The organism is Paraburkholderia sediminicola, assembly GCF_046026855.1.
Taxonomy (GTDB): domain Bacteria; phylum Pseudomonadota; class Gammaproteobacteria; order Burkholderiales; family Burkholderiaceae; genus Paraburkholderia; species Paraburkholderia sediminicola_A.
Genome location: NZ_JAQQET010000006.1, coordinates 271880 through 298241 on the forward strand (window position 1 = coordinate 271880; position 26362 = coordinate 298241).

Consider the following 26362-nt stretch of genomic DNA (forward strand, 5'->3'; position numbering starts at 1 on the left):
CTGCGAAAAGTATCGCGTGGTAAGGCGTCTCAGCGTAGATATGCTTCGGCGTGCTTTAGCGCGAGCGAGAAAAAACCGCACCAGCCGAGGCAATCGGATTGGAGTGTAAAGAGCGCGCAAGCTGTTTTCAAGCAACAAAAAGGCGTCTGTTGCGCAGGGCAGCAGACGCCTCGATGATCGGACCGCAGTCCGGCGCCGCGATGTTGCGGCGCATTTGCCGCGACACTGAATGTGTGCGCGGCTGAAGCGTAATCAGGCCTTCTTGTTATATGCGCTGCACCAACCCTTGCTCGCGACCTGCTTGCCCGCGAACATCGGGCAACCCGCGTAAGCGTCAGTCGGCTTGCCTTGGTAGAAGCTGCAGTTGCCGCAGTCCTGGCCCGCTGCGTACTTTGCGTACTTGGCCTTGTCGACTTTGCTTGCGTCAGCCTTGTAGCCGAGCGCTTGCGCGGTCGGGTCGGTCTCGGCGACCTTCGGTGCGTCGGCGAAAGCCTGGCGCGACAGGGCGAAGGTCGATGCGACACCAATGCTGGTGATCAAAAACGTACGACGGGAAGATTTCATGGGGGACTCACTCCATTTATATTGAACTGATCGCCGTTCTGATGACAGCGGTCCCCAAGGATAGCAATGAAGCCGTCGCGCGTGACGGCCCAAATGATAGAGATAACCGAATTGCTACGACCTCGCACGCGCGTTTCGAGTGTGAAATGCCGCGTCATCGCGTGCTGTGAGCAGCTGGCTGAGAGTTCGAGGGTGCGACAATTAAGCGCGCCCACTCAGTTCGCAGACACGCTGAGCGATCGCGAGCGAGGCCGTGAGTCCGGGAGATTCAATACCGAACAGATTGACGAGCCCGCGCACGCCATGCGCGGCCGGACCCTGGATCACGAAGTCGGCGGCGGGCTCGCCTGGGCCGGAAAGCTTCGGACGAATCCCGGCATAAGCGGGTTGCAAGGCATCGTCGGGAAGCGCGGGCCAGTACGCGCGAATCGCCGAATAGAAGGAATCCGCACGGCGCGGATCGACGTCGTAGCTGATCGCATCGACCCATTCGACGTCGGGACCGAATCGCGCCTGGCCACCGAGATCGATCGTCAGATGCACGCCGAGACCGGCTTCGTTCGGCATCGGATAGATCAGCCGGCTGAACGGCGCGCGCCCCGAGATGCTGAAGTAGTTGCCGCGTGCGAGATAAAGCGGCGGCACATGGCGCGCGTCGAGGCCGCGAATCGTGCGCGCCAGCGCGTTCGCGTGCAAACCGGCGCTGTTGATCACGCAGGCCGCGCTGATCGTGGTCGGCGCGCTGCCGCCCACCTTGATGATGAAGCGGGCATTGCTCGCCTCGATTGCCTCGACCGGCGCATGGAACGCACACACCGCGCCGTCGCGCTCGGCGTCGCCCTGAATCGCCAGCATCAACTGGTGACTATCGACAATGCCGGTCTGCGGCGAGAACACGGCCTCGACACATTCGAGCGCGGGTTCGAGCGCTTGCGCCTGGTCGCCGTTGATCCGCATCAGGTCGAGCACGCCGTTTTCACGGCCCTTCGCCATGATGCTTTCGAGCTGGGGAACCTGGTTGCGCGAGGTGGCGACCAGCAGTTTGCCGCAGCGTGAATGCGGCACGTTGTGCTCGACGCAGTAGTCGTAGAGCATTTCGCGGCCGCGCACACAGAGCGCCGCTTTCAGCGAGCCGCGTGGATAGTAGATCCCCGCGTGAATCACTTCGCTATTGCGCGAACTGGTGCCCACGCCAATCGCTTCGGCCGCTTCCAGCACGATCACTTCGCGCCCGCGCGCCGCCAGTGCGCGTGCCACTGCGAGACCGACCACGCCCGCGCCGATCACTACACATTCGATTTGATCCATGTCCCTTGACGCGGCTGACTTCGCCGCGCGCTGCCTCATTCACCCGATATAGATGAAGACCGGATGCGGCTATCGAGGACCGCACACCGCTCGCTGTCGAACGCGCCGGGCCTTACGCAACCGCTTTGCAAAATTGCACGACACTGCACAGACAGAAATGCCCGCGGTCGAACGACTGCGGGCATTCGGTCTTGATCAGGTCTTAAACGTATGGGCCGGACGAGTTCAGTGTACGCCGTCGAAGGTCGCCGCGCTCGACTCTTCATGCCGGCGAGAGGTCGCGGGGTGCCGTGTCGTAACAGGCAATCGCATCTCATAATTGGCAATAATTGCCGAGGCATTCATTGCATTCTCGGTATAGATACCCGATTTCGGGCCATAAAAAAGCCGCTCGAAGGCGGCTTTGTGGCAAAAACAGGGCAAAAAACCTCAAAAACCGATCGGTTTCCGGCGATTTCCGTAATCCAGGCGAATATCGCCGGCTTCGATCCGATCGCGCCCGTCGATCCGCGCAGCGCCGAAGCCATTCAGAATCGCACGCCGCATTTCACGTGGCGACGCCAGCTTAAGCGCGTCGAGCGCAGCGTCGCCGAGCGTTTCGGGAAAGCGCAGACCCCAGTTATGCGCCGAGCGAATCGCGTCGTAGATCGATTGGGCGATACGGCGTGCGCCGTTATGGTCCGGCGGCGGAATCTCGTACACGTTCATCCGGTTCAGAATCGGCTCCGGGATCGAGCGCTCGTCGTTCGCTGTCGCGATCCATATCACGTGGCCGGCATTGATCGGAATTTCGGCGAATTCGTCGATGAAAGTCTGCGCCGTGTCGTGCTCGAGCAGCGCGTAAAGCGCGCCGAGCGGATCGTATTGCGAATCGCCGGTGGCCTTGTCGATTTCATCGACAGCGATCACGGGGTTCGCGTAGCTGCCGTTCACGAGCGCATCGAACACCTTGCCGGGCTTCGCGTTCTTCCATTGCGAAGAGGCACCCGACAGAATCCATCCCGCTGTCAGCGAACTCATCGCCACGTATTGATAGGCGGTGCCGAGCAGGCGCGCCAGCTGCTTGGCAAAGTGCGTCTTGCCGATGCCAGGATCGCCCAGCAGCAGGATCGGCATCAGTTCGAGCCGGTCTTCGGTCTCGATACACAAAGCGACCTGCTTGCGGATGTCGTCGAGCGGCGCTGAAAAATTGGGCAGGGCGTCGATCAGATCGTCGATCGACGGCATGCGGTTCGGCTTCACGCAGAAGCGCAGATTGCCGGTTTTCAGCATCTTTTCGTACGTGGCGCGCAGCGCCTCGTTCGCGCCTTCGCCGAGATCGTTCAGCGCGGTTTCGACCTGATCGAGGTCGTATACCCGGCTGAAAGATGCCACGGCTATTTCCTGTTTGACCATTGCTGTTGTCATCGCTCACCCCGTCTGGCTGGTCTTGCTGCTGCGGCACCTGGTGGGCGCCGTTTCAGGTCCAGTGTAACGAGGACATATTCGCGTGCAAGCCAGCAGTCATGCGGCTCTGCTGCTAACAACGGCTTGTTTCCGGCGACGCCCCGGAGGAAGCCCCCTCGAGGATTCCCCCGGCCCGCGAAATGGTGTGTTGCTGAACCCGGCCCCGTTTCAAGTGTCAGAAAAGCGTTCAGCCCATCAGGCGTAAGATGGCCTTCTGATTACTCTGCCGGACGCAGTGACCGGAGACTCCTTCCATGTGGAAAACCAGTATCGTCGCCGTACTGTTCGGCACTTCGCTGCTAGCGAACGCGCAACAACAGCCGGCGCAGCAGGTCGTGCAATGGCAGTTGCAGGTCATGCGCGACGGCCAGCAGATCGACGCGTTCGACGGCACCACCACCGTCGGCCAGGCCCGCACGGACACGCACCACAAGGTGGTGCAGCACAACGTCGGCTGTAAAGACCAGCCCGGCGGCAGCATCGATCTCGCGCGCACGCTGACGGTCTCGCCGCTGCAGGCGGATGCGAATGCGGTCACGCTGTCGATCGAAGCCCAGGAAACGTTCGAGGACGACACCCCGCAACAAACCGACACCGGCTGCAAGCTGCCGCCGCAACCACGTCAGGTGAGCGCGAGCCATCCGGGCCTGAAGGTGCCGGCGGGACAGTGGGCTAGCTGGACGATCGTCGACAAGAATCCGAACCTCGTCTACCGCGTGCGTGCGAGCCTTGCGAACAGCCCGAATTAGCGCAAACGCGCAAACCCGCGCGAATCAAAGTCAATTGAAGCGAATAACCGAAGCCTCAACAGAACACGTGGACAACGCGGCATGCGAAACCCAGAAGAATTGATCCGCGAGAGCATAGCGCCCAAGGATTTCATTGCGGTGAGCTGGAATCTGCATAAGGGCCGCACACCGCTCGGCTTCCAGGCCTGGCAGGCGATGCAGCGCTGGGTTCAGTCGACCCATGCGGACGCGTATTTTTTGCAGGAAGCCATGGCGCGGCGCATGCCTGCGCCGATATTGGCGAGTAGTTTCGGCGCGCCACTCGTCGATCCGTTGAGCGATGTCTGGCATTGTCAGGCTACCGAAATCGCACGCGCGGCCGAACTCGAAATCGCGCTTGGGCCGAACGTGTTCAAGCCGTCGTGGCGGCATGGCAATGCGATTTTGTCGCCGCATCCGCTCGATCTCGGCGGGCGCTGGGATATCTCCGCGCATCGTTTCGAAAAGCGCGGGCTGCTGGTGGCGCGGGCGACCTTCGGCGGTCATTCGGTCACGCTGCTGTGCGCGCATCTCGCGCTCACGCGCTCGGCGCGCTTGCGGCAGATGAACTGGATCGCGCATTGGATCGCCAAGGAAGCGCCTGAAGGTCCGCTGGTGCTAGCCGGCGATTTCAACGACTGGCGCAACGACTCGGTGCCGCTCTTCGCCGAACACGGCTTGCAGGAAGTGGCCACACTGCTCGGCGAATCGGGCCGCACGTTTCCGGCCTTCTCGCCGGCGCTCGCGCTCGACAAGATGTTCGTGCGCGGCATGAAACCGGTCGAATGGATCCAGCCGACGCAGGAAACCGCGTGGCTCTCGGATCACTTGCCATATATGGCGCGGTTGCGGGTCGAGTGAATTAGCCTTTTCGCGGCGTCCAGTTCAGGCTCGCTGCGATCTCCTCGCCCGGCTGCAACACACAGCCGCCCACCTGTTCCTGCATGCCAACCACGTTGAAGCAATCGGTGGTGTTGGTCACCGGTTCCACGCACAACTGCGCATCGTTGGCCGGCGCGAATACCACCATGTGATCGAAGGGCGCATCGGCGCTCATCGTCAGCTGACGGTGCTCGTCGGGCCACGCAATCGTCGCCTCACGCGACCAGTTGGCGAAGTTGTTGTCGAGCTCGAACGCGTCCGGCGACATGCCGTGGCGCAGCGCCTCGACTGCGGGATGCGGGCCAAGATGCGTGGGCAGCACGTCGGCGTCGGCATGCCACATGCCCTGCACGTCGGCGTAAATGCGAGTCTGCGCAGTGCGCGGATAGTACGGGTGATGCCCCATGCCAAAGGGCATCGGCCGGTCACCCAGATTCTGTGCGGACAACGTGATGCGCAGCGCGCCGCCGATCAACTCGATGCGCTGCAGCGCGCGATAACGGAACGGCCAGTCGCCGGGCTGCCTCGCATCCGGTTCGTGGTCAAAGTGCAATTCCACCGAGCTTTCCGTGCGCGCCCCCACCTGCCACGGATGCCGCCACGCGTTGCCATGCAGCGCGTGCGCAAAACGCAGGTCATTGCCGCTCAGATCGACCGTGCCGCCGTCGAACGGGAAGCGCGCGTCGCGAATCCGGTTGCAGTAGGGAAAGAGCGGAAAGCTCGCCATGCGCAACGGATCGCGTTCATCGAACGCCGCTTGCGTGGCCGGACGCAGCCAGTGCAGCGGGCCTTCAGGGGTCGACTCGTAGTAAGCCGCCAGCGCGCCGCCGACTTCAGGCGCGATCACGACGCGCATGGCACCAGCCGTCAGCGTGACAAGCGTGGGGGCGATCGCGGGATCGTCGAGCCACGTGAGCCCGCTTGCGAACGGCCGGATCGAATTCAAGGAAACGTCGCGCATGGTCAGAAAAGGCGGGGCCTCAGGCGGATGGCGGCACGAACGCGCATCAATGTCTCCTATGACATGCCGCGCATCGCGCGCGGCCGGCGAACCGTCATGGTCCGCGCGACCGAGAATCGCACGCCAAAGCATATCGGTCAATATTATTAGTAATAAATTTGTCAGAACAAGCCAGCTACTGCCTTACCAAAACTCCCAAATGGCGGGTTAGCGCGCGTTGCCGTGCGCATATTATTAGTGGTACCGTCAGCACCACAAATGCCACCGGCATGCCCCTGCTTTTGCGCCGCTGCAGAGCGGCTCGCACAATGAAAAAATCGACTCAACGCCGTCCGACCATGACCGACATCGCCAAGCTCACCGGCGTGTCGCAATCCACTGTCTCGCTCGTCCTGAACAACGCGACCGGCGCGAAATTCTCCGAGACCACCCGCAACAAGGTGCTAAAGGCCGCGCACGACCTCGGCTACCGGCTTTCGCTGCGCGAGCCGGTGTCGGCTTCGAACGACGAACGCAACCTGATCGTCTATCTGGCCGACGAGATTTCCACCAGTCCGCACCCTGTCGTCAACGTCGACGGCGCGCGCGATGCGGCCTATGCAAGCGGCAAGATGCTCGCCGTCTACTCGACGCACGGCAACGCCGATATCGAAAAGCAGGTACTCGATGCGACGCTGTCGAACCCGCACGTGTTCGGCGTGATCTACGCGACCGTGTACACCCGCAAGGTCACCGTGCCGGCGGCGCTCTCGCAGGTGCCCACCGTGCTGCTGAACTGCTACACGAGCGAAGGCGGGTTTTCGTCCGTGGTGCCCGCCGAGGTCGCGGGCGGCCACCTGGCGACCGACTATCTGCTGCAGTCGGGGCATCGGCGGATCGGCTATATCAACGGCGAGCCCTGGCAGGACGCCTCGAAAGACCGCCTCAAAGGCTATCGCACTGCGCTCGCCACCGCCGACCTGCCGTACGCGCCGGAGCTCGTGCGCGACGGCGACTGGAGCTCAGGGGTCGGCTTCGAAATGACGCTTTCCCTGATGCGCGAGGCGCATCCGCCGACCGCCATTTTCTGCGCCAACGACCTGACCGCGCTCGGCGCGATCGAGGCGCTGAAGCAACTCGGCCTGCGCGTGCCCGAAGACATTTCCGTGCTCGGCTACGACGACCAGGAAATTGCCCGCCACACCCATCCGCCACTGTCGACGGTGGTGCTGCCGAACTACGAACTGGGACGCTGGGCGATCGAAACCTTGCTGCAGGACGAGCACAACCGCGCGGCCGGCGCGCCGGTGCGGCATCGGTTAGTGAAACTCGACGGGCCGCTCGTGGAACGCAGCTCGGTCAGGGTAATTACCGAGGCAGAAAAACCAATAATTAATATTATTAGTGATTGACCGATAATAATTCTCGATGGAATAATCGGCACGTCCGGACAGAGTGAACAACTCGGCCGGCAGGAGAAACACTAAAAAGTAAATACACCTCACCCGGTACTGGAGGAAGACAATGGCGTCGCTCAACACGCAGTCGCACAAGCACGTGCGCAAGCAGCAGATTCGTCCGCTGGCAGGTTCGCTGCTGGCTCTGGCCATCGGTTTCGGCGTCGCCACGGCGCACGCCGACGACGCGCTGCCGAAGTTGCCCCACAAGACCCCGCTGAAGGTCGGCTTCGCGCAGACCGAAAGCAACAATCCGTGGCGTCTCGCGGAAACCAAGAGCTTCAAGGACATCGCCGCGAAGTGCGGCTGGCAGTTGGTCATGACCGACGCCAACAGTTCGAACTCCAAGCAGGTGTCGGACATCCAGAACATGATCGCGCAGCATGTCGATCTGCTGGTGTTCCCGCCGCGCGAAGAAAAACCGCTTGCGCCGATCGTGCTGCAGGCTAAAAAGGCCGGCATTCCCGTGATCCTGGTCGACCGCGACGTCGATCAGTCGGTGGCCAAGGCGGGCCGCGACTACATCACCTTCATCGGTTCCGACTTCATCGATCAGGGTCATCGCGCGGCTGACTGGCTCGTCAAGGCGACCGGCGGCAAGGCAAAGATCATCGAACTCGAAGGCACCACGGGCGCGTCCGCTGCGAACGACCGCAAGAAGGGTTTCGACGAAATCATCGCGAAGAACCCGGGCATGACGATCATCGCCTCGCAAAGCGGCGACTTCGCGCGCGACAAGGGCCGCCAGGTGATGGAAACGCTGTTGCAGGCGCACCCGGAAGTGACCGCCGTCTACGCGCATAACGACGAAATGGCGCTCGGCGCGATCGCCGCCATCAAGGCGGCCGGCAAGCAGCCGGGCAAGGACATCCAGATCGTCACGATCGACGGCACCAAGGGCGGCATGGACGCGATCGCCGCCGGCGAACTCGGCGCGAGCGTGCAGTCGAGCCCGTTCTTCGGCCCGCTCGCCTGCGACGTCGCCCAGCGTTATGCGAAGGGCGAAAAGATCCCGACGTGGGTCAAGGTGTCCGACCGCTTCTACGACAAGAGCAACGTGCAGCAGAACATGCAGTACGGCTATTGATCGACCGTCGCCGTCGTACAGACGGTTTTGTAGCTTGAGGGCAGTGCTTCAGCGGAGTGTCCAGGCGCTCCGTACTTCGAAGAAAGCCTCTTCGAAGGCAGTGCCCGCAGGACGTCCCCGCCCCGAATCCGTCTCCTCGGGGGGCGGGAGACGGGAAGGGTTCGGAGCGACGCGTTCGTGGCAGCACGGACCGTCGCTTCGCTTTTATGCGGCGTACCATGGTTCGACGCGCGCCTGCATCAAGCCCGAACGAATGGCCACAGTGGCTCGCACGTGCAAAGCATGCAGCGCACGCAGCACATGAAGCAGCACAGCATCAGGAGGACACCCGTGACGGAATCCGGCAAAGAGACGCCACACTCCCCCCTTACCCGTTCGCCGCTGCTTGAGATGCAGGACATCGGCATCAGTTTCGGCGGCGTACCCGCTTTACGCAGCGCCAATCTGAGCGTGGCAGCCGGCGAAGTGCATGCGCTGATCGGCCAGAACGGAGCCGGCAAATCGACCATGATCAAGATCCTGACCGGCGCCTACCGGCGCGGCTCGGGCACTGTGCGCTTCGAAGGCCGCGAAGTCGATTTCCGCACGCCGAAGCAGGCGCGCGAAGCCGGCATCAGCACGATCTATCAGGAAATCAACCTGGTGCCGTTCCGCTCGGTGGCGGAGAACATTTTCCTCGGCCGCGAGCCACGCCGCTTCGGCCTGATCGACTGGCGCGCGGTGCAGCAACGCGCCGCCGCCCTGCTCGAATCGTTCGGTTTGCAGATCGATGTGAAGAAGCCTGTCAGCCGCTATTCGACCGCGATCCAGCAGATGGTGGCACTGGCCCGCGCCGTCTCGTCGGACGCAAAGATGGTCATCATGGACGAATCCACCTCGTCGCTCGATGAACGCGAAGTGGAACTGCTCTTCACCGTCGTGCGCAAACTGCGCGACGACGGTCGTGCGGTCATCTTCGTCTCGCACCGGCTCGACGAACTGTATGCGCTATGCGACCGCGTCACCGTGATGCGCGACGGCCAGACAGTCGCGCAAAGCACGATGGCGGAGATGGACAAACTGCAACTCGTCACGACGATGCTCGGCCGCACGCTTGCCGCCGTCGTGCAGGACGACGCCACGGCGCGCGAAGCGAATCTCGCGCGTCGCGGCAAGGTGGCGATTGCCACGTCACACCTGAGCGCGCATCCGAAAGTCAGCGACGTGTCGCTCGAAGTGCATGCGGGCGAAGCGGTCGGTCTCGCGGGCCTGCTCGGCTCGGGCCGGACTGAAACCATGCGCCTGATGTTCGGCGCCGATCCTGTCGAACAAGGCTCATTGTCGATTGGCGGTGAGACGGTAGCGTTGAAGTCGCCCCAGGACGCCATCGCGCGTGGCCTCGCCTACCTCACCGAGGACCGCAAGGCCGAAGGCATCGTCCCCGAACTCTCGGTGCGCGACAACCTCACACTCGTCTGCTTGCGCACGCTGGCGAAAAACGGCGTGGTCGACGTGAAGAAACAGCAGGCGATCGTCGACCGTTTCATTGCCTCGCTCGGCATCAAGCTGCGTTCGGCCGATCAGCCGATTCGCGAGTTATCCGGCGGCAATCAGCAGAAGGTCCTGCTCGCCCGCTGGCTCGCCGCGGAGCCTTCGTTAATGCTGCTCGACGAACCGACGCGTGGCATCGACGTCGGCGCCAAAGCCGACGTGGCAAAAATCGTGCGCGAACTGCGCGATGCGGGCCTCGCTGTGCTGATGTCCGCGTCCGAACTCGAAGAGCTGACCGCCGTGGCCGACCGCGCGGTGGTGATCCGCGACGGCCGCACCGTCGCCGAACTGAACGGCGCCGACATGAGCGAGACCGCAATCATGGACGCCATTGCCTACGGCAGCGAAGGCCAGTCGCAACTGGTCGAAGCCGCCCAGACCGCACATATCGAAGACGCGTTGGAGGGCGACCGTCATGGCGCTTAAGTTGCACACAGAGTCGTTGCATAACGAAACCGCACCGTCGATGCCGGCCACAGCCGCGCCACGCGCCACGGCCGCATCGACGGTGAAGAAATGGCGTCATCTCGCCATGCAACGCGAAGTCATCGTGTTGCTCGCGATGGTGCTCTTCAACCTGATCTTCACCCCGCACTTCTGGTCGCTGCAAACCTTCAACGTCAACATGACGCAGGTGGTGACGATCGTGATCGTCGGCATCGGCATGACGCTGGTGGTGGCAACGGGCGGCATCGATCTTTCAGTGGGCGCGTCGATGGCAATCTCGGGCGCGCTCGCACCGATGCTGTTCCTGAACATTCCGGGGCCGGGCGGCATTGCGCTCGCGTTCGTGTTGCCGGTGCTGGCGGCGGCCGCGTGCGGCGTCTTCAACGGCTTGCTGGTGACGAGGCTATCCGTCCAGCCGATTGTCGCGACGCTGGTGCTGTTTATCGCCGGGCGCGGCATCGCCCAGGTCGTCACCGATGGCAGCCTGCAGGCGTTCAACACACCCGCCTTCCAGTGGATCGCTTTGGGCAAGGTCGCCGGCGTGCCGTTCCAGGTGCTGCTGATGCTCGCACTGGTCGTGCTGTTCGCGTGGATCGTACGTAAGACACTATTCGGCCAGTATCTGCTGATCACCGGCGGCAACGAGAAGGCCGCCTATCTGTGCGGCGTGCCGACCGCCACGGTGAAGCTGATCGCCTACACGTTGTGCGCCGCCCTCGCGGGGCTGGCGGGGCTGATCTCGATCTCGGTGAATTCTTCGTCGGATGCGAATGTGGTGGGGCTCGGCGTCGAACTCGATGCGATCGCCGCGGTGGCGGTGGGCGGCACGGCGCTGACCGGCGGCAAGGCGTATATCGGCGGCACGCTGATCGGCGCGCTGATCATCCAGTTGCTGCGCTATACGCTGCTCGCGCACGGCATTCCCGACGCGGCGGCGCTGGTGGTGAAGGCCGGCATCATCGTCGCGGCGGTTTATGTGCAGCGGCGCTCACGGTAGCGCCTCCAGGACACTTCGGACTCGATGCGATGAAAAAGAACCTTCCTATCCTCCTTGCTCTCGCCGCGCTCATCGTGCTGGGCCTCGTGCGCTACGACCATTTCGGCTCGGCCTACAACATCACCTCGTTCTGGCGCTACAACTCGATGTTCGCGCTGATTTCGATCGGCATGGCCTTCGTGATCATCACCGGCGGCATCGACTTGTCGGTCGGCACGGTGGCTGCCCTGGCAAGCGTCGTCGCCGCGTTGACCAGCGTGTATGGCGGCTGGGTCGCCGTCGTCGCCGGCTGCGCGGCGGGCACGGCAGTCGGCGTGCTCAACGGTCTGATCATCACGCGGCTGAAAATCCTGCCCTTCATCGTGACGCTCGCCACCAGTCTCGGTGCACACGGCGTCGCCCTGCTGCTCGGCAAGAACGACGCGGTATCGATTGCCGCCGACTCGAACTTCGGCAACTTCGGTCAAGGCGATCTGTTCGGCCTGCCGATCCCCGGGATCGTGGCAGTGGTCGCCGCTGTGGCCGGCTGGCTCGCGCTGCGCAGCACGCGCTTCGGGCGGCATTCGCTGGCAATCGGCGGCAGCGAGGAAGCAGCGCGGCTGATGGGCCTGAATGTCGACCGCACCCTGGTGATGGCTTACGCAGTGAGCGGCCTGCTCGCCGGCATGGCGGGCGTGATCCTCGCGGCGCAGTTCGGCGCCGGTCAGCCGAACGAAGGCGTCGGCTGGGAACTGTTCGCGATTTCGGCAGTAGTGCTTGGCGGTACCTTGCTCACTGGCGGCGAAGGCTCGATCGCGATGACGATTGCCGGCGTGCTACTGCTCGGCCTGGTGTTCAACCTGCTGAACTTTGAAAACGGCCTGGGGTTCATCAGCCTCTCGGCATACTGGCAGTCGGTGATTCGCGGGGTGTTCCTGCTGCTGGTGATCGTGTTGCAGGCGAGAGTGTTGAAGCAGCGCGGCAAGAAGCGTGTCGCTGCTGCGGCGTAATCCGCAATGCGACTGCAAGAGGACCAGCCGACCGCTGCGCGGCATACCGACGATCCGGCCAATCGCGCGCTTCGCTGATTGCGCCGGTGTTCTCAAAACGCAACGCGCGACCCGCTTTGCGTAGCAGGGAATTCCGGCGGACAGCGTGATAGCCTTCGCTCCCGGCGTCACCCGTAGTCATTGCGATGTGATGGGCACCTCCCCGACACAGCCGTGGATTCCGGCGGTCCAAGGGTCTGCCAATCGCTTTTTGTGTACCAACCGAGTGCGGCAAACAAACGCTGATAAAGGCGGCAGCACATCCCTCCCCACTACCGCGCTTGCCTCGTCTTTCGTGCCGATCGCGCTGCTTTTGCCAGTTTTATCAGCAGGGTCAATGCTGCGGCGCACGGCGGGTTTCGGTATCATCCTGAAAATGTTGCCCGCGCGGCGCGCCTATCCGGCGCATGCCGGACAGCCGATGGCAGCCGCCCTGCGCGGTTTTCGCCCATCGCCGTACCCTTGCTGAAGCGCGGCTGCAGCCATGCCAACGTACTTCGCGGTGCCGATCGTAACGACTGTCGGCGCCGGCGCTTCCAGGTCCGGTAACCCGCTTCACCACGCTCAACCGCCGCGCCGCAGCCTTCAGGCAGCGGGCGCGGTAAAATAGCGGATTGCGCGTGATTCCCGACCTCGGGTTAGCGCAGCATCGCCCTTGCCGTGCCGGCCGGCTAAAACGACTGGCCGCCTTTGTTTTCGCACTATCCAAGAAGCCATGAGCAACCTGAATTCACAAACAGTCCTGAGCGTCCATCACTGGACCGATACGCTTTTCAGCTTCACCTGCACGCGCGATTCGTCGTTCCGTTTCGAAAACGGTCAGTTCACGATGGTGGGCCTCGAGGTCGAAGGCAAGCCGCTGATCCGCGCCTACAGCCTGGCGAGCGCGAACTACGAAGAGCACCTCGAATTCCTGAGCATCAAGGTGCAGGACGGCCCGCTCACGTCGCGCTTGCAGCACCTGAAGGTCGGCGACGAAGTCCTGATCGGCAAGAAGCCGGTCGGCACGCTGATGGCCGACAACCTGCTGCCGGGCAAGACGCTGTGGCTGCTGTCCACCGGCACGGGCCTCGCGCCGTTCATGTCGATCATCAAAGATCCGGACATTTACGACCGCTACGAGCGCGTGGTCCTGACGCACACCTGCCGTTTCGTCGACGAGCTGGCGTACAAGGAATACATCACCGATCACCTCCCGGCGCACGAACATCTGGGCGAGCTGGTGCAGGAAAAGCTGCTGTACTACCCGACGGTGACGCGCGAAGCGTTCCAGAACCGCGGCCGCATCACCGAACTGATCGAAACCGAAAAGCTGTTCGCCGACCTCGGCGTGCCGGGCTTCTCGCTTGAAGACGACCGCGTGATGCTGTGCGGCAGCCCGCACATGCTGCGCGACACGCGCAAGCTGCTCGACGACCTGGGCTTCCAGGAAGGCAGCAACAACGCGCCGGGTCACTACGTGGTCGAAAAGGCCTTCGTGGGCTAAGCGCACTCAGGTTTAACGGCTAGCACCGTGTACCTAGCAAAAAGGAGCCTTCGGGCTCCTTTTTTTGCTTCTCAGTTACAAATCGGTGCCATCGGCTTAACATTTGATGTCGGCATTCTTCCTACAGCACCGCCATTAAAAAACATCAACCATTGCGTGAAATGTAGGCGCTAACCCTTGGTGCGCCTGCATTTTTTCTTTTTTTGAGATATCATCGCGGCGCAAGATCGATCAGTTTACATGTCAGCCGCGGTACGACCTGGATGTTACTGAATGTAAATTTCGTTACGCCGCGCCGTAGCAATTTGTCCGTCGCGTACAGCGCGTAACCGATATCACTGGGGGCCAGAGACTCGCATGCGTTCTTTTGTCTTCGCGCCGCCGATGCGCATCCGCTTCGCCGTCCACACTGCTTCCTGAGAGGGAAAGTCATGGATACGTCGACTGTCGTCCCGTTTAGCACCCACATTCCGCTTTCGCTTGCACACGCCGCACCGCAATCCGCCGCAGAGCGCGAACTCGCACAGCTGCGCGCCCGCGTGCGCGAACTCTCTGCCGAGCTCGTTCAGGCGCAGGAAGCGGCGTGCCGCCATGTGGCGCGCGAGTTGCACGACGGCGTGGGCGCCGAGCTGACCGCGACGCGCTTCGCCCTTGCCGGCGTCGAAACCTGGCTACCCGCCGATGCGCCGCGGCAGTGTGCCGCCGCGCTCGCCGTTGCGAATCGTTCGCTCGACGCCGTGTGCGCCGCCAGCCGCCAGGCCGTCGCGGAACTGCATGCGCCATCGTTCGAGGCAGGCATTGTCGGCGCGCTGGCCCAATGGACCGGCGACTTCGCCGCACGCACGAACCTGCGCACGAGTTTCGTTTGCGCCGCCGACGTGCGGCTCACGCGCCTGCCCACCGACGCGGCGCTGGCCGTGTTCCGGGTCGCCCAGGAAGCACTGAACAATATTGCCAAGCACGCGCGCGCCGAATCCGCCGACGTGCGGATCGAAACCGGCCGCCGTCACCTGACGCTGATCATCAGCGACGACGGCATCGGCGTGACGCGCAACGCCCGCAACCGTCGTGGCCACTTCGGCCTGAGTGGCATGCAGGCGCGCTGCGCCGCCTTCGACGGCACACTGCGGGTCAGCGCCCGGCGGGTCGCCTCACAGGGCCACGACAGTGGCAACGCGCCACGCGGCACGCTCGTGTGTGCACGCTTCGCATGGGACGCGATGCTGGCGAGCGCGCCGGGCGCCGAGCGGCGCGCGCTGCAATCGTGAACACGCCATCATGAGTCTGCGCATCCTGCTCACCGACGACCACGCGGTGGTTCGCCAAGGCGTCCGTCAGTTGCTACTCGATCGCGGCGTGGCGCGCGAAGTCACCGAGGCGCAAAGCGGCGCCGAGGCGCTCGAGGCCGTCGCCCAACACAGCTACGACGTGGTGCTGCTCGACATTTCGCTGCCTGACATGAATGGCGTCGAAGTGCTCAAGCGCCTGAAGCGCAAAGCGCCGCGCGTAGCCGTGCTGATGTTCTCGATGTACCGCGAGGACCAGTACGCCGTGCGCGCGCTGAAGGCCGGCGCCGCCGGCTATCTGTCGAAGACGGTCGACGCCGCGCAGATGATCGGTGCGATCCAGCAGGTCGCGGCGGGCCGCAAATACGTCAGCCCGGCCATGGCCGAAGCGCTGGCGGACTATGTCTCCTTCGACGGCGAACAATTGCCGCACGAAAAGCTCTCGGACCGCGAATACCAGACGCTATGCATGCTCGCGTCCGGCAAGCGGCTGACGGATATCGCCATGACGCTATCCTTATCGGTGAAAACGGTCAGCGTGTACCGCACGCGACTGCTCGAGAAAATGAAGCTGCGCAATAACGCCGAGCTGACCTTCTATGTGATGAGCAACCGCCTCGTCGATCTGAATCCGGCGATGGCAGGCTGAGATTCTCTTCCTGCGATCGCTGAATAGCGGGCGATTGTCTGTAACACCTTCCCAAAATAGTGCAGAGGCACGCATCCGTTAAAATCGCGGGTTTCCCCGACATTCGGCGCGCAAGATGCGTGCACAACTGGAGACCCACCGCCAATGTCCCTGTTTCGCAAGAAGAGCGTTGAGCACATGATCGCCGCGAGCGCTCAGAACGCCGGCCTGAAGAAAGCGCTCGGCGCGCTCGATCTGACTTTCCTCGGTGTCGGCGCCATTATCGGCACCGGCATTTTCGTACTGACCGGCACGGGCGCCGTTCAGGCCGGCCCGGCGCTGATGGTCTCCTTCCTGATCGCGGCGATTGCCTGCGGATTCGCTGCGCTCGCCTATGCCGAGTTCGCGTCGACGATTCCGGTCGCGGGATCCATCTACACGTATTCGTACGCAACGCTTGGCGAACTGGCCGCGTGGATCATCGGCTGGGACTTGATGCTCGAATACGGACTGGCAACGTCAGCGGTGTCGGTCGGCTGGTCGGGGTATCTGCAATCGCTGCTGTCGGGTTTCGGCGTGAGCCTGCCCGTTGTGCTCACGGCCGCGCCAGGCGCCTTGCCGGGACACGAGACATGGTTCAACCTGCCCGCCTTCCTTGTGATGATGGCGATCACAGCACTGTTGTCGCTCGGCGTGCGTGAATCCGCGCGAATCAACAACGTCATGGTGGCGATCAAGGTGACCGTGGTGCTGCTGGTGATCGGCGTGGGCGTTTTCCACGTGACGCCGGCGAACTGGCATCCGTTCATGCCGAACGGCTGGAACGGCGTATTTGGCGCGGCGGCGGTGATGTTCTTTGCGTTCATCGGTTTCGATTCGGTGTCGTCCGCTGCGGAAGAAGTGAAGGATCCGAAGCGCGATCTGCCGATTGGCATCATTGCGTCGCTGGGCGTATGCGCGGTGCTGTACGTTGCTGTGGCCGCCGTGGTCACCGGTATCGTGCCGTCGGCGCAGTTCGCGAATATCTCGCATCCGGTGTCTTACGCGTTGCAGGTAGCCGGTCAAAAGTGGGTTGCGGGCTTTATCGACCTCGGCGCCGTGCTGGGCATGCTGACGGTGATTCTGGTGATGGCTTATGGCCAGACGCGCGTGATCTTCGCGATGTCACGGGATGGCTTGTTGCCTGCCCGGCTTTCTCGTGTGCATCCGAAGTTTGCTACGCCGTTCTTTACGACGTGGTTGGTGGGGATTTCCTTCGGGTTGATTGGCGCGCTGGTGCCGTTGAATGTGCTGGCTGAACTGATCAATATCGGCACATTGGCTGCGTTTTCGATGGTGTCGATTGCGGTTCTTGTTTTGCGGAAGACGCATCCTGATCTGCCGCGGGCGTTTCGGTGTCCTGGTGTGCCGGTGGTGCCGGTATTGGCTGTCGCGTCCTGTCTGTTTTTGATGATCAATCTTAAGGCTGTGACCTGGGTGGCGTTTGTGGTCTGGTTGCTTATTGGGATGGTGATTTATTTTGGGTATTCGCGGCGGCATTCCAAGTTGGCGAAGTGAAGGTTTAGGTTTAGGTTTGGGTTTAGGTTTGGGTTTGGGTTTTCCTTGATCTTGCTTTTTGGCCTTTCCTTGAATTGTTATTGGTTTATGAGCGTCGCCCCTGTGCGGGGCAGGCACTTACTTCTCTTTGCCGCCGCAAAGAGAAGTAAGCAAGAGAAAGCGGCTCACACCGCTAATTCTTAAGCGGGTCCGCCGCGCAGCCACGGTAGTGGTGCATCTGGAATCCGTGCCCTCGCACCTTCAACCATAGTGACAAAGCACTCATCAGCTCCCACTCCGCACTGCGTGCGTCGCGGACGGGGCCTCCAGGGAAACAAGAGGCTTCGTTGCGGCGCGATGGGAGCCATCGGCTCCGCCTCGGCGCGCACGGAGTTGCATGGGAAACCCCGCGCTTCGTTTGGGCGCGATGGAGCCCATCGGCTTTACCTCAACGAGCACGGAGTTGCACGGGAAACCCCGCGCTTCGTTTGGGCATGGCGGAGACCATCGGCTTTGTCTCGACGAGCACGGAGTTGCCTGGAAAACCAGAGCCTTCGTTTGGGCGTGGCGGAGGCCATCGGCTTTGCCTCTGCGAGGTGCAAAAAATATATCTCGTTCGGAAATACCGGTCGGTGCCCCGAGCGGCCGACAAGTCGCGGTAGCGCATGCAGGTGTGAATGCGCACTTCGAATGAAGCGCTGACGCATTACAGGAATGCCGGGATGCAACGGCAAGCCACGGCGTCGAATATGGCGCGCGCGAAAACACTCAGATGGTTCCAGGAAGTACGCGTCGGCGCGCGCAGCGCCGCCGGAAGCATGACGGCCTTGTCACCGAGGCTGAATGTGCGAGAACACAGATTCCAGATGCGCCACTGCCCCCTCCAAGCCAGGGGACCCGCTTAAGAATTAGCGGTGTGAGCCGCGTTCTCTTGCTTACTTCTCTTTGCAGCGGCAAAGAGAAGTAAGTGCCTGCCCCGCACAGGGGCGACACTAATAAACCAATAAGAATTCAAGGAAAGGCCAACGCCGTAGGCAATCAGACAATAAGCGCCGAGCAGGCAAAAACCCCCAAAGGGCACACAACCCAATAGCGCGGCCACGCAATTTGTGCTTTACTTTTCGGCAGACCCATAAAAACCCGCAAAACCGCAGCACCCTCATCGGACCCCACGAATAGGCAGCTGAAGGCAGGAAAAAACAAAGGTCCGGTCTCACCCCATAAGGAGACAACTTCATGGCGATCAGCATCAGTCTGACGGTGAACGGCGCGCCCATCAGCGCCTCAATCGACCCTGGCACCCTGCTTGTCCAGTTCCTTCGCGATCAACTTCGCCTAACGGGAACGCACATCGGCTGCGATACCGCTCAGTGCGGCGCCTGCACGGTCCATCTGAACGGCCGCGCAATCAAATCCTGCAACATTCTCGCGGTCCAGGCCGAAGGCGTGCACATCATCACCATCGAAGGGCTTGCCAAAGACGGCGCCCTGCATCCGATGCAAGCGGCCTTCAAACACTGCCACGGTCTGCAGTGCGGTTTCTGTACACCCGGCATGGTGATGAGCGCGATTTCGCTCGTCGAGCGTCAGCCCAATCTCACCGGTGACGACGTGCGCGCCCAGCTCGATGGCAATCTGTGCCGCTGTACGGGATATCACAACATCGTCAAAGCAGTGCTAGAAGGCGCCGAAGGCATGAAGTCATCCGGCACGGCCCAGGCCAGCGCGCCGGCCACCGCCCAAGCCACCGCCTGAGGAGACGACGATGAACGCACCCGACACCCACCTCATCGGTACTTCCGTCGAACGTAAGGAAGACTATCGTTTCCTCACCGGCAACGGTCAGTACACCGACGACATCGTCCTGCCGCAGCAAACCTACGCGGTATTCCTGCGCTCGCCGCACGCACACGCAAAAATCAACAGCATCGACACCACTGCCGCCAAACAGTCGCCCGGCGTCGTCGCGATTTTCACCGGCGCGGACATGGCCGCGGATAGCGTCGGCGGACTGCCGTGCGGCTGGCTGATTCACAGCACCGACGGCAAGCCGATGAACGAGCCGCCACATCCGATCATCGCGCACACGAAAGCACGCCATGTCGGCGATCAGGTCGCGCTCGTCATCGCCGACTCGATCAAGGCCGCGAAAGACGCCACCGAACTGATCGAGGTCGACTACGACGTGCTGCCGGCCGTGGTCGACACCGCACACGCGGCCGATCCGGGCTAGGCCGCGGTTCACGACGAGGTGCCGGACAACGTCTGCTACAACTGGGGCCACGGCGACAAAGCCGCGACCGACGCCGCCTTCGCCAAAGCCGCGCACGTCACCACGCTCGACATCGTCAACAACCGCCTGATCCCGAACGCGATCGAACCGCGCGCGGTCAACGCAAGCTACTCAGTGCAGGACGACAGCTATACGGTCTACGTCGCGAATCAGAATCCGCACGTGGAACGCCTGTTGATGGCAGCCTTCGTGCTGTCGCTGCCGGAATCGAAGTTGCGCGTGATCGCGCCGGACGTCGGCGGCGGCTTCGGGTCGAAGATTTTCCTGTATGCCGAAGATGTCGCGCTGACGTGGGCATCGAAGAAGATTCGCCGTCCGATCAAATGGACCGCCGAGCGCTCGGAAGCCTTCGTGTCAGACGCGCACGGCCGCGATCACGTGACCAAGGCCGAACTGGCGATGGACGCCGACGGCAAGTTCCTCGCGATGCGCATTCATACGATCGCCAACATGGGCGCGTATCTGTCGACCTTCGCCTCGAGCGTGCCAACCATCCTGTACGCGACGCTGCTCGCCGGCCAGTACGCAACGCCCGCCATTTACGCGGAGGTGAAAGCGGTCTTCACCAACACCGTCCCGGTCGATGCCTACCGCGGCGCAGGCCGTCCGGAAGCGACGTACGTGGTCGAGCGTCTGGTCGAAACCGCCGCGCGCGAGATGAAACTCGATCCAGCGGAAATCCGGCGGCGCAACTTCATCCGCACGTTTCCGTATGCCACGCCGGTCGGTCTCACCTACGATACCGGCGACTACGAAGCCACGCTCAGCCGTGCGCTCGAACTCGCTGACGTGAAAGGCTTCGCCGCGCGCAAGCAGGAATCCGAAAAGAACGGCAAGCTGCGCGGCCTCGGCTACTCGTGCTACATCGAAGCCTGCGGTTTGGCGCCGTCGAACATCGCCGGCGCATTGGGCGCACGCGCCGGGCTCTTCGAAGTCGGCCAGATTCGCGTGCATCCGACAGGTTCGGTCACCGTGTTCACCGGCTCCCACAGTCACGGCCAGGGGCATGAGACAACCTTTGCGCAAGTGGTCGCGGACCGGCTCGGCATTGCGCTGGAAAGCGTGGAGATCGTTCACGGCGACACCGGTCGCATTCCGTTCGGCATGGGCACATACGGCTCGCGCTCGATCGCGGTCGGCGGCTCGGCGATCATGAAGGCGCTCGACAAGATTGAAACCAAGGCAAAGAAAATCGCCGCACATCTGCTGGAAGCCGCGGCCGAAGACATCGAGTTCAAGGACGGCGTGTTTCGCGTCGCGGGCACCGATCGCACCAAAGCATTCGCCGACATATCGCTCGCCGCCTACGTGCCGCACAACTATCCGCTCGACGTGCTCGAACCGGGCCTCGAAGAAAGCGCGTTCTACGATCCGACCAACTTCACGTATCCGGCGGGCTCGTACATCTGCGAAATCGAGGTCGATCCGGAAACGGGCGTCTGCCGCATCCAGCAGTTCACCGCGGTCGACGATTTCGGCAACGTGATCAATCCAATGATTGTCGAAGGCCAGGTGCATGGCGGGCTCGCACAGGGCATCGGGCAGGCGATGCTGGAGCGCTGCGTGTACGACAACGAAAGCGGCCAGTTGCTGTCCGGTTCCTATATGGACTATGCGATGCCGCATGCGTCCGATCTGCCGAACTTCACCGTCGAAACCGCGAAGGGCACGCCGTGCACGCATAATCCGCTCGGCGTGAAAGGCTGTGGCGAGGCGGGCGCGATCGGTTCGCCACCGGCAGTCATCAATGCAATCCTCGACGCGCTCGCGCCGCTCGGCGTGACCGACCTGCAGATGCCGGCGACACCGCATCGCGTATGGTCTGCAATCCATGCTGCCACGCAACCCCACTAAGATCCTGAGCGGAGCATTCGACATGTATTCATTCGAGTATCAACGCGCGACGGATCCGAAAGCGGCCGCCGCAGCCATCGCCGCCGACAGTGACGCAAAGTTCATTGCCGGCGGACAAAGCCTATTGCCCACCATGCGTCTGCGGCTCGCGCAGCCGTCGCAACTGATCGACGTGACGCGGATTCCTGCGCTTAAATCGATCACCGTCGACGCCGGCAAGGTGACGATTGGCGCAGCCGTATGCCATGTGGACGTCGCGGATCATGCGGAGCTGCGACGGGTGCTGCCGGCGCTCGCGGATCTGGCCGGGCACATCGGCGATCGCCAGGTGCGCGCACTCGGCACCATCGGCGGTTCGCTCGCGAACAACGATCCGGCCGCCTGCTATCCGGCTGCTGCGATGGCTCTCGACGCGACCATCGTCACCGATCGGCGACGGATTTCGTCGAGCGATTTCTTCGTCGGCATGTATGAGACCGCGCTGTCGCCCGACGAGCTGATCGTGGCCGTCGAGTTTCCAGTGCCCGAACGCGCGGCCTACGAGAAATTCCGCAACCCGGCTTCGCATTTTGCGCTGGTCGGCGTGTTCGTCGCGAAGTTCGCGAGCGGCGTGCGTGTTGCGGTGACAGGAGCGGCATCTGCCGTATTTCGCGTGCCGGAACTGGAAAGCGCGCTGACGGCGAATTTCACGCCCGAGGCCGCGCGAGTGGTAACCGTCTCCGACGCCGACCTGAACACCGACATGCACGCGAGCGCCGAATATCGCGCACATCTGATCCCGGTGCTAGCCGGGCGAGCGGTGACGAAGGCAAACGGTTAGCGATCCTAGCAGTTTGCGGCTGACGTGCCTCGGCGGAGCGCGTCAGCCGTGTTCGATCACGCCCGCGGTATGGCGCGACGCACGCGCTCATCCGCTCCGTTCCGCCGACGGTATGAGTGACACGGCCGAGCGCGCCGTTTTCCTCTTCACCATGCAGAGTCAGGAACACCATGCAGCCTGCTTCAATCGACGACACACTCGCGCAGCTCGCCACCCAAAGCTACTTCGCCAGCCGCGAACTCGCGACCGCGTTGTATCTCGCACTGCGCATGGAGCGGCCGTTGTTCGTCGAGGGCGAGCCGGGCGTCGGCAAGACCGAACTCGCCAAAGCCGCGGCGGGCATGCTCGGCACCTCGATGCTGCGGCTGCAATGCTACGAAGGACTCGACACCGCCAGCGCGCTCTACGAATGGGACTACCCGCGCCAGATCATGGCGCTGCGTCTGGCCGAGGCCGCCGGCGAGCGTCCCGGCAACGACACGCTGTATCGCAGCGAATTCCTGCTGAAGCGTCCGCTGCTGCAAGCGCTGATGCCCGACGAAAATCATCCGGGTGTGCGGCGCGTGCTGTTGATCGACGAAATCGATCGCGCCGACGAACCGTTCGAAGCTTTCCTGCTGGAGCTGCTTTCGGACTTCCAGGTTTCGATTCCCGAGTACGGCACGGTGCGCGCGGTGCAGCCGCCGCTCGTCGTGATGACGTCGAACCGGACGCGCGAAGTACACGACGCATTGAAACGCCGTTGCCTGTATCAATGGATCGGCTATCCCGAACGCGATCGTGAGCTGGAGATCGTCGCCGCGCGGGCGCCGCAGACGTCGGTGGAATTGCAACGGCGCGCAGTTGATTTCGTGCATCGGCTGCGTGGCATGGATCTGTTCAAGGCGCCCGGCATTGCCGAAACGATCGACTGGTGCCGCGCTTTGGAAGCGCTGTCGGTGACGGAACTCGATCCGCAATCGGTGCACAACACGCTGGGTGTGCTGCTCAAGTATCAGGACGATCTCGCGCGCGTCGATGCCGTGCAGATCGCGCAATGTCTCGCGACACCGGGATAGCGGCGATGACCGCCTCCGTCGACACGCCGGCCGCGCCGATCATTACGCCCACATTGGCTCGCAACGTCGTGCACTTTGTGCGCGTGCTGCGCGGCGCTGGCTTGCCGATGTCACCGGCGCAAGCCGTCGACGCGCTCGCCGCGCTGCACTGGATCGATCTCGGCCGGCGTGACGATGTATGCGCGGCGCTCGCTACACTATTGGTCTCCGCGCCGGACGAACGCGACCTCTTTAACGCCGCCTTCGATCTGTTCTGGCGCGACCCGGATTGGGAAGGCAAGCTGCGCGCGCTGCTGCTGCCGAAAGTCCGCGATGGACTGCCGCCACCCAAACGCAACAACCGTCTCGCCGACGCGCTTGCCGTGCGGACACCGCCCACGCCGCACAACAAAGCGGCGCAGGAAACCGAACAGCACGAACTGCACGCGCACGTCACCTTCAGCGCGGAAGAGCGACTGCGTCATCGCGATTTCGAAACGCTTTCCGCTGATGAATGGCGCACGTTGCGGCATCTGATCCGCGGCCAGCGTTTGCCGCTCGCCACCGAACCGACGCGCCGCCTGAGGGCTGCCTCGCATGGCACGCATGCTGATTTGCGCGCGAGCGCGCGGCAAGCGGTGCGTGCGGGCGGCGACTGGACGGTGTGGAAATTTCGCGCGGCGGTCGAGCGCAAACCGCCGCTGGTATTGCTGCTCGACATATCCGGCTCGATGAGCAGTTATTCACGCGCGGTGCTGTACTTCTGCCACGCGCTTCTGCAATCGCGTGAGCGACTGCAGGTGTTCCTGTTCGGCACACGTCTGACCAACGCGACGCGTGCGCTGCGCGAGCGCGATCCCGACGTGGCGATCGCGGCGCTCACCGATCAGGTGGTTGACTGGTCGGGCGGCACACGGATCGGCGCGGCGCTTGCCGAATTCAACCGACGCTGGGCACGCCGCGTGCTGACCGGCAGAGCCACGGTGTTGCTTGTCACCGACGGTCTCGATCACGAAGCGATCGACGTGCTCGACACCGAGATGGCTCGCCTGCGCCGCTTCGCACACCGTATCGTGTGGCTCAATCCGCTGCTGCGTTTCAGCGGTTTTTCACCGAAAGCGCGTGGCGTGCAGGCGATCCTGCCGTATGTCGACGCGCATCGCCCGGTTCATAATCTGGACAGTCTGACAGCGTTCGGCCGCGATCTCGCGCAACTCACGCGCGCGCCTCGTCTCGCCGTATCCGCCACGACAACCGCAGGAGCAAAGCCATGGAATTGAGTGAAACCCATACGCTGCCGGTTTCGCAGCAGCGTGCATGGGATGCGCTGAACGATACCGAAATCCTGCGCGCGTGCATTCCCGGCTGCGAGAGCATCGACCCGGATGGCGAAAACGCGTACGCGGTGGTGCTGAGCGCATCGGTCGGTCCGGTGAAGGCACGCTTCAAAGGGCGTATGCTGCTGACCGACATCGAGGCGCCGAACACGTACACCATCGTTTTCGAAGGCCAGGGCGGCGCGGCAGGCTTCGGCAAGGGCAATACGCGCGTGACGCTCGAACCAGAAGGCGACACCGCGACGAAGCTCACGTACACGGCGACTGCACAGGTCGGCGGCAAGCTTGCGCAGATCGGCTCGCGGCTGGTGGACGGCGCGGCGCGTAAAATTGCGGGCGAATTTTTCAAGCGCTTCGGCGCGCAGGTCGGCGGCGACGCTGACGGCGCAACGGCCCCGGACGACGGCGACACTGCAGCCGCCGGAACGGCGGCGCAAAATACAGAATCGAATGATGCCGCGGACACGGAGTCTGGCGGTGACGGAACGAAAAGGAAGAAATCATGGACAGCGTGGATCTCGAAGTCCTGAAGTCCAGCGCACGTTGGCTGGAAGAGGGACATCGCGCGCTACTGGTGACGGTGGTGAAGACGTGGGGCTCGTCGCCGCGTCCCGAGGGCGCAATGCTCGCGGTGCGTGACGATGGACTCGTGGTGGGCTCGGTATCGGGTGGCTGCATCGAGGACGATCTGATCGACCGGGTGCGGCAAAAGGGTATCGAACAGACACGCCCGGAGGCGGTGAAGTACGGCATCACGGCGGAAGAAGCGCATCGCTTCGGCCTGCCGTGCGGCGGCACGATTCAGTTGGTGCTGGAGCCTTTGACGCCGCAAAGCGGCATTGCCGATCTGTGCAATGCGGTGGAGGATGGCCGTCTGGTGGCACGCGAGCTTGACATGGTGACGGGCACGGTACGGCTCGATGCGGCGCTGGCAACGGACGGCGTGCATTTCGACGGTGAGCGTCTGCTGACGATTCACGGCCCGCGTTACCGGATGCTGGTGATCGGCGCGGGGCAGTTGTCGCGCTATCTGTGCAACATCGCCGTCGGGCTCGATTATCAGGTCACCGTGTGCGATCCGCGCGAGGAGTACACCGAGGAGTGGAACATTCCCAGCACGAAGATCGTGCGGACGATGCCGGACGATACGGTGATCGAAATGAAGCTCGACGAACGGTGCGCGGTGATTGCGCTGACGCACGATCCGAAGCTCGACGATCTCGCGCTGATGGAGGCGTTAAAGACGCCGGCGTTTTATGTTGGCGCTTTGGGTTCCAGAAGGAATAATCAGGCCCGGCGTGAGCGCTTGAAGGAGTTCGATCTGAACGATACCGAGTTGGCCCGGCTGCATGGGCCGGTTGGGATTTATATTGGCAGCCGGACGCCGCCTGAGATCGCTGTTTCCATTCTTGCCGAGGTGACGGCGGCCAAGAATGGTGTTTCTTTGCCGACTTTGCTTCAGGTTGAGGGGGCTAAGGCCGCGCGGGAGATTGCGGCTTTGGGGGGCTCTGCTTGTAGTGTTTAGTTGGGGTTTTTGCCTGTGCGGCGCTTATTGTCTGGTTGCCTGCGGCTTTGGCCTTTCCTTGAAATCTTATTGGTTTATTAGTGTCGCCCCTGCGCGGGGCAAGCACC

At 62.7% G+C, this 26362-nt stretch carries 21 protein-coding genes and 1 pseudogene; 18 read left to right on the forward strand and 4 right to left on the reverse strand.

Translation table 11 applies throughout. The annotated features are described in order from the left end of the window. Positions 1 to 252: 252 nt before the first annotated feature. From PQR40_RS09395 to PQR40_RS09405, 3 genes are all read right to left on the reverse strand, one after another. A complete protein-coding gene (locus PQR40_RS09395; protein ID WP_408220412.1) occupies positions 253 to 564 on the reverse strand; it encodes a high-potential iron-sulfur protein in 312 nt (103 codons plus the stop codon). A 201-nt stretch (positions 565 to 765) separates the two neighbouring features. Beyond that, positions 766 to 1872: an NAD(P)/FAD-dependent oxidoreductase gene (locus PQR40_RS09400; RefSeq protein WP_408508845.1), complete on the reverse strand. Its 1107-nt coding sequence runs from the start codon at positions 1870 to 1872 to the stop codon at positions 766 to 768. Between the two features lie 429 nt (positions 1873 to 2301). After that, positions 2302 to 3279, reverse strand: a complete 978-nt coding sequence (locus PQR40_RS09405) for an AAA family ATPase (protein WP_408240388.1) — start codon at positions 3277 to 3279, stop codon at positions 2302 to 2304. Between the two features lie 293 nt (positions 3280 to 3572). On the opposite strand from PQR40_RS09405, the gene PQR40_RS09410 reads away from it, so the two are divergent. Continuing rightward, complete coding sequence (locus PQR40_RS09410; RefSeq protein ID WP_408337365.1) at positions 3573 to 4067, forward strand: hypothetical protein; 495 nt, start codon at positions 3573 to 3575, stop codon at positions 4065 to 4067. Positions 4068 to 4148: 81 nt separating this feature from the next. Further along, the gene (locus PQR40_RS09415) at positions 4149 to 4946 is read left to right on the forward strand and encodes an endonuclease/exonuclease/phosphatase family protein (RefSeq protein WP_408240393.1); all 798 of its coding nucleotides are present in this window, start codon (positions 4149 to 4151) and stop codon (positions 4944 to 4946) included. 1 nt (position 4947) lies between these two features. On the opposite strand, the gene PQR40_RS09420 is transcribed toward PQR40_RS09415, so the two are convergent. Beyond that, a complete protein-coding gene (locus PQR40_RS09420; protein WP_408508846.1) occupies positions 4948 to 5928 on the reverse strand; it encodes an aldose 1-epimerase in 981 nt (326 codons plus the stop codon). Positions 5929 to 6266: 338 nt separating this feature from the next. On the opposite strand from PQR40_RS09420, the gene PQR40_RS09425 reads away from it, so the two are divergent. The 16 genes and pseudogenes from PQR40_RS09425 to PQR40_RS09500 all read left to right on the forward strand — a co-directional run bounded on the left by PQR40_RS09425 (position 6267) and on the right by PQR40_RS09500 (position 26255). Next, positions 6267 to 7319: a LacI family DNA-binding transcriptional regulator gene (locus PQR40_RS09425; RefSeq protein ID WP_408394363.1), complete on the forward strand. Its 1053-nt coding sequence runs from the start codon at positions 6267 to 6269 to the stop codon at positions 7317 to 7319. Positions 7320 to 7431: 112 nt separating this feature from the next. Beyond that, on the forward strand, positions 7432 to 8451 hold the full coding sequence (locus PQR40_RS09430) for an ABC transporter substrate-binding protein (RefSeq protein ID WP_408508847.1): 1020 nt from the start codon (positions 7432 to 7434) through the stop codon (positions 8449 to 8451). 390 nt (positions 8452 to 8841) lie between these two features. Beyond that, positions 8842 to 10407 (forward strand): sugar ABC transporter ATP-binding protein, encoded by a 1566-nt coding sequence (locus tag PQR40_RS09435; RefSeq protein WP_408240420.1) that lies wholly within the window; start codon positions 8842 to 8844, stop codon positions 10405 to 10407. A gap of 40 nt (positions 10408 to 10447) precedes the next feature. Then, positions 10448 to 11425 (forward strand): ABC transporter permease, encoded by a 978-nt coding sequence (locus tag PQR40_RS09440; RefSeq protein WP_175052177.1) that lies wholly within the window; start codon positions 10448 to 10450, stop codon positions 11423 to 11425. Between the two features lie 29 nt (positions 11426 to 11454). Next, positions 11455 to 12414: an ABC transporter permease gene (locus PQR40_RS09445; protein ID WP_408337358.1), complete on the forward strand. Its 960-nt coding sequence runs from the start codon at positions 11455 to 11457 to the stop codon at positions 12412 to 12414. A gap of 754 nt (positions 12415 to 13168) precedes the next feature. Next, the gene (locus PQR40_RS09450; protein ID WP_408508848.1) at positions 13169 to 13939 is read left to right on the forward strand and encodes a ferredoxin--NADP reductase; all 771 of its coding nucleotides are present in this window, start codon (positions 13169 to 13171) and stop codon (positions 13937 to 13939) included. Positions 13940 to 14370: 431 nt separating this feature from the next. Continuing rightward, a complete protein-coding gene (locus PQR40_RS09455) occupies positions 14371 to 15207 on the forward strand; it encodes a sensor histidine kinase (RefSeq protein WP_408508849.1) in 837 nt (278 codons plus the stop codon). 10 nt (positions 15208 to 15217) lie between these two features. Beyond that, the gene (rqpR, locus tag PQR40_RS09460; RefSeq protein WP_325044702.1) at positions 15218 to 15874 is read left to right on the forward strand and encodes a response regulator transcription factor RqpR; all 657 of its coding nucleotides are present in this window, start codon (positions 15218 to 15220) and stop codon (positions 15872 to 15874) included. A 144-nt stretch (positions 15875 to 16018) separates the two neighbouring features. Then, positions 16019 to 17410, forward strand: coding sequence for a branched-chain amino acid transporter BcaP (gene bcaP / locus PQR40_RS09465; protein WP_408337355.1), 1392 nt, complete (start codon positions 16019 to 16021; stop codon positions 17408 to 17410). Between the two features lie 1215 nt (positions 17411 to 18625). Then, positions 18626 to 19144: a (2Fe-2S)-binding protein gene (locus PQR40_RS09470; protein WP_408508850.1), complete on the forward strand. Its 519-nt coding sequence runs from the start codon at positions 18626 to 18628 to the stop codon at positions 19142 to 19144. A gap of 10 nt (positions 19145 to 19154) precedes the next feature. After that, positions 19155 to 21536 (forward strand): annotated as a pseudogene (locus PQR40_RS09475) (xanthine dehydrogenase family protein molybdopterin-binding subunit). A 22-nt stretch (positions 21537 to 21558) separates the two neighbouring features. Further along, complete coding sequence (locus PQR40_RS09480; protein ID WP_408508851.1) at positions 21559 to 22356, forward strand: FAD binding domain-containing protein; 798 nt, start codon at positions 21559 to 21561, stop codon at positions 22354 to 22356. A gap of 170 nt (positions 22357 to 22526) precedes the next feature. Continuing rightward, the gene (locus PQR40_RS09485) at positions 22527 to 23414 is read left to right on the forward strand and encodes an AAA family ATPase (RefSeq protein WP_408508852.1); all 888 of its coding nucleotides are present in this window, start codon (positions 22527 to 22529) and stop codon (positions 23412 to 23414) included. A gap of 5 nt (positions 23415 to 23419) precedes the next feature. Next, complete coding sequence (locus tag PQR40_RS09490) at positions 23420 to 24673, forward strand: vWA domain-containing protein (protein WP_408508853.1); 1254 nt, start codon at positions 23420 to 23422, stop codon at positions 24671 to 24673. Next, positions 24664 to 25260, forward strand: coding sequence for an SRPBCC family protein (locus tag PQR40_RS09495; RefSeq protein ID WP_408236793.1), 597 nt, complete (start codon positions 24664 to 24666; stop codon positions 25258 to 25260). Before PQR40_RS09490 ends, PQR40_RS09495 begins: the two co-directional genes overlap by 10 nt. Next, entirely contained in the window at positions 25233 to 26255 is a 1023-nt protein-coding gene (locus PQR40_RS09500; RefSeq protein ID WP_408508854.1) for an XdhC family protein, read from the forward strand. The genes PQR40_RS09495 and PQR40_RS09500 overlap by 28 nt, the downstream gene beginning before the upstream one ends. Positions 26256 to 26362 lie beyond the last annotated feature (107 nt).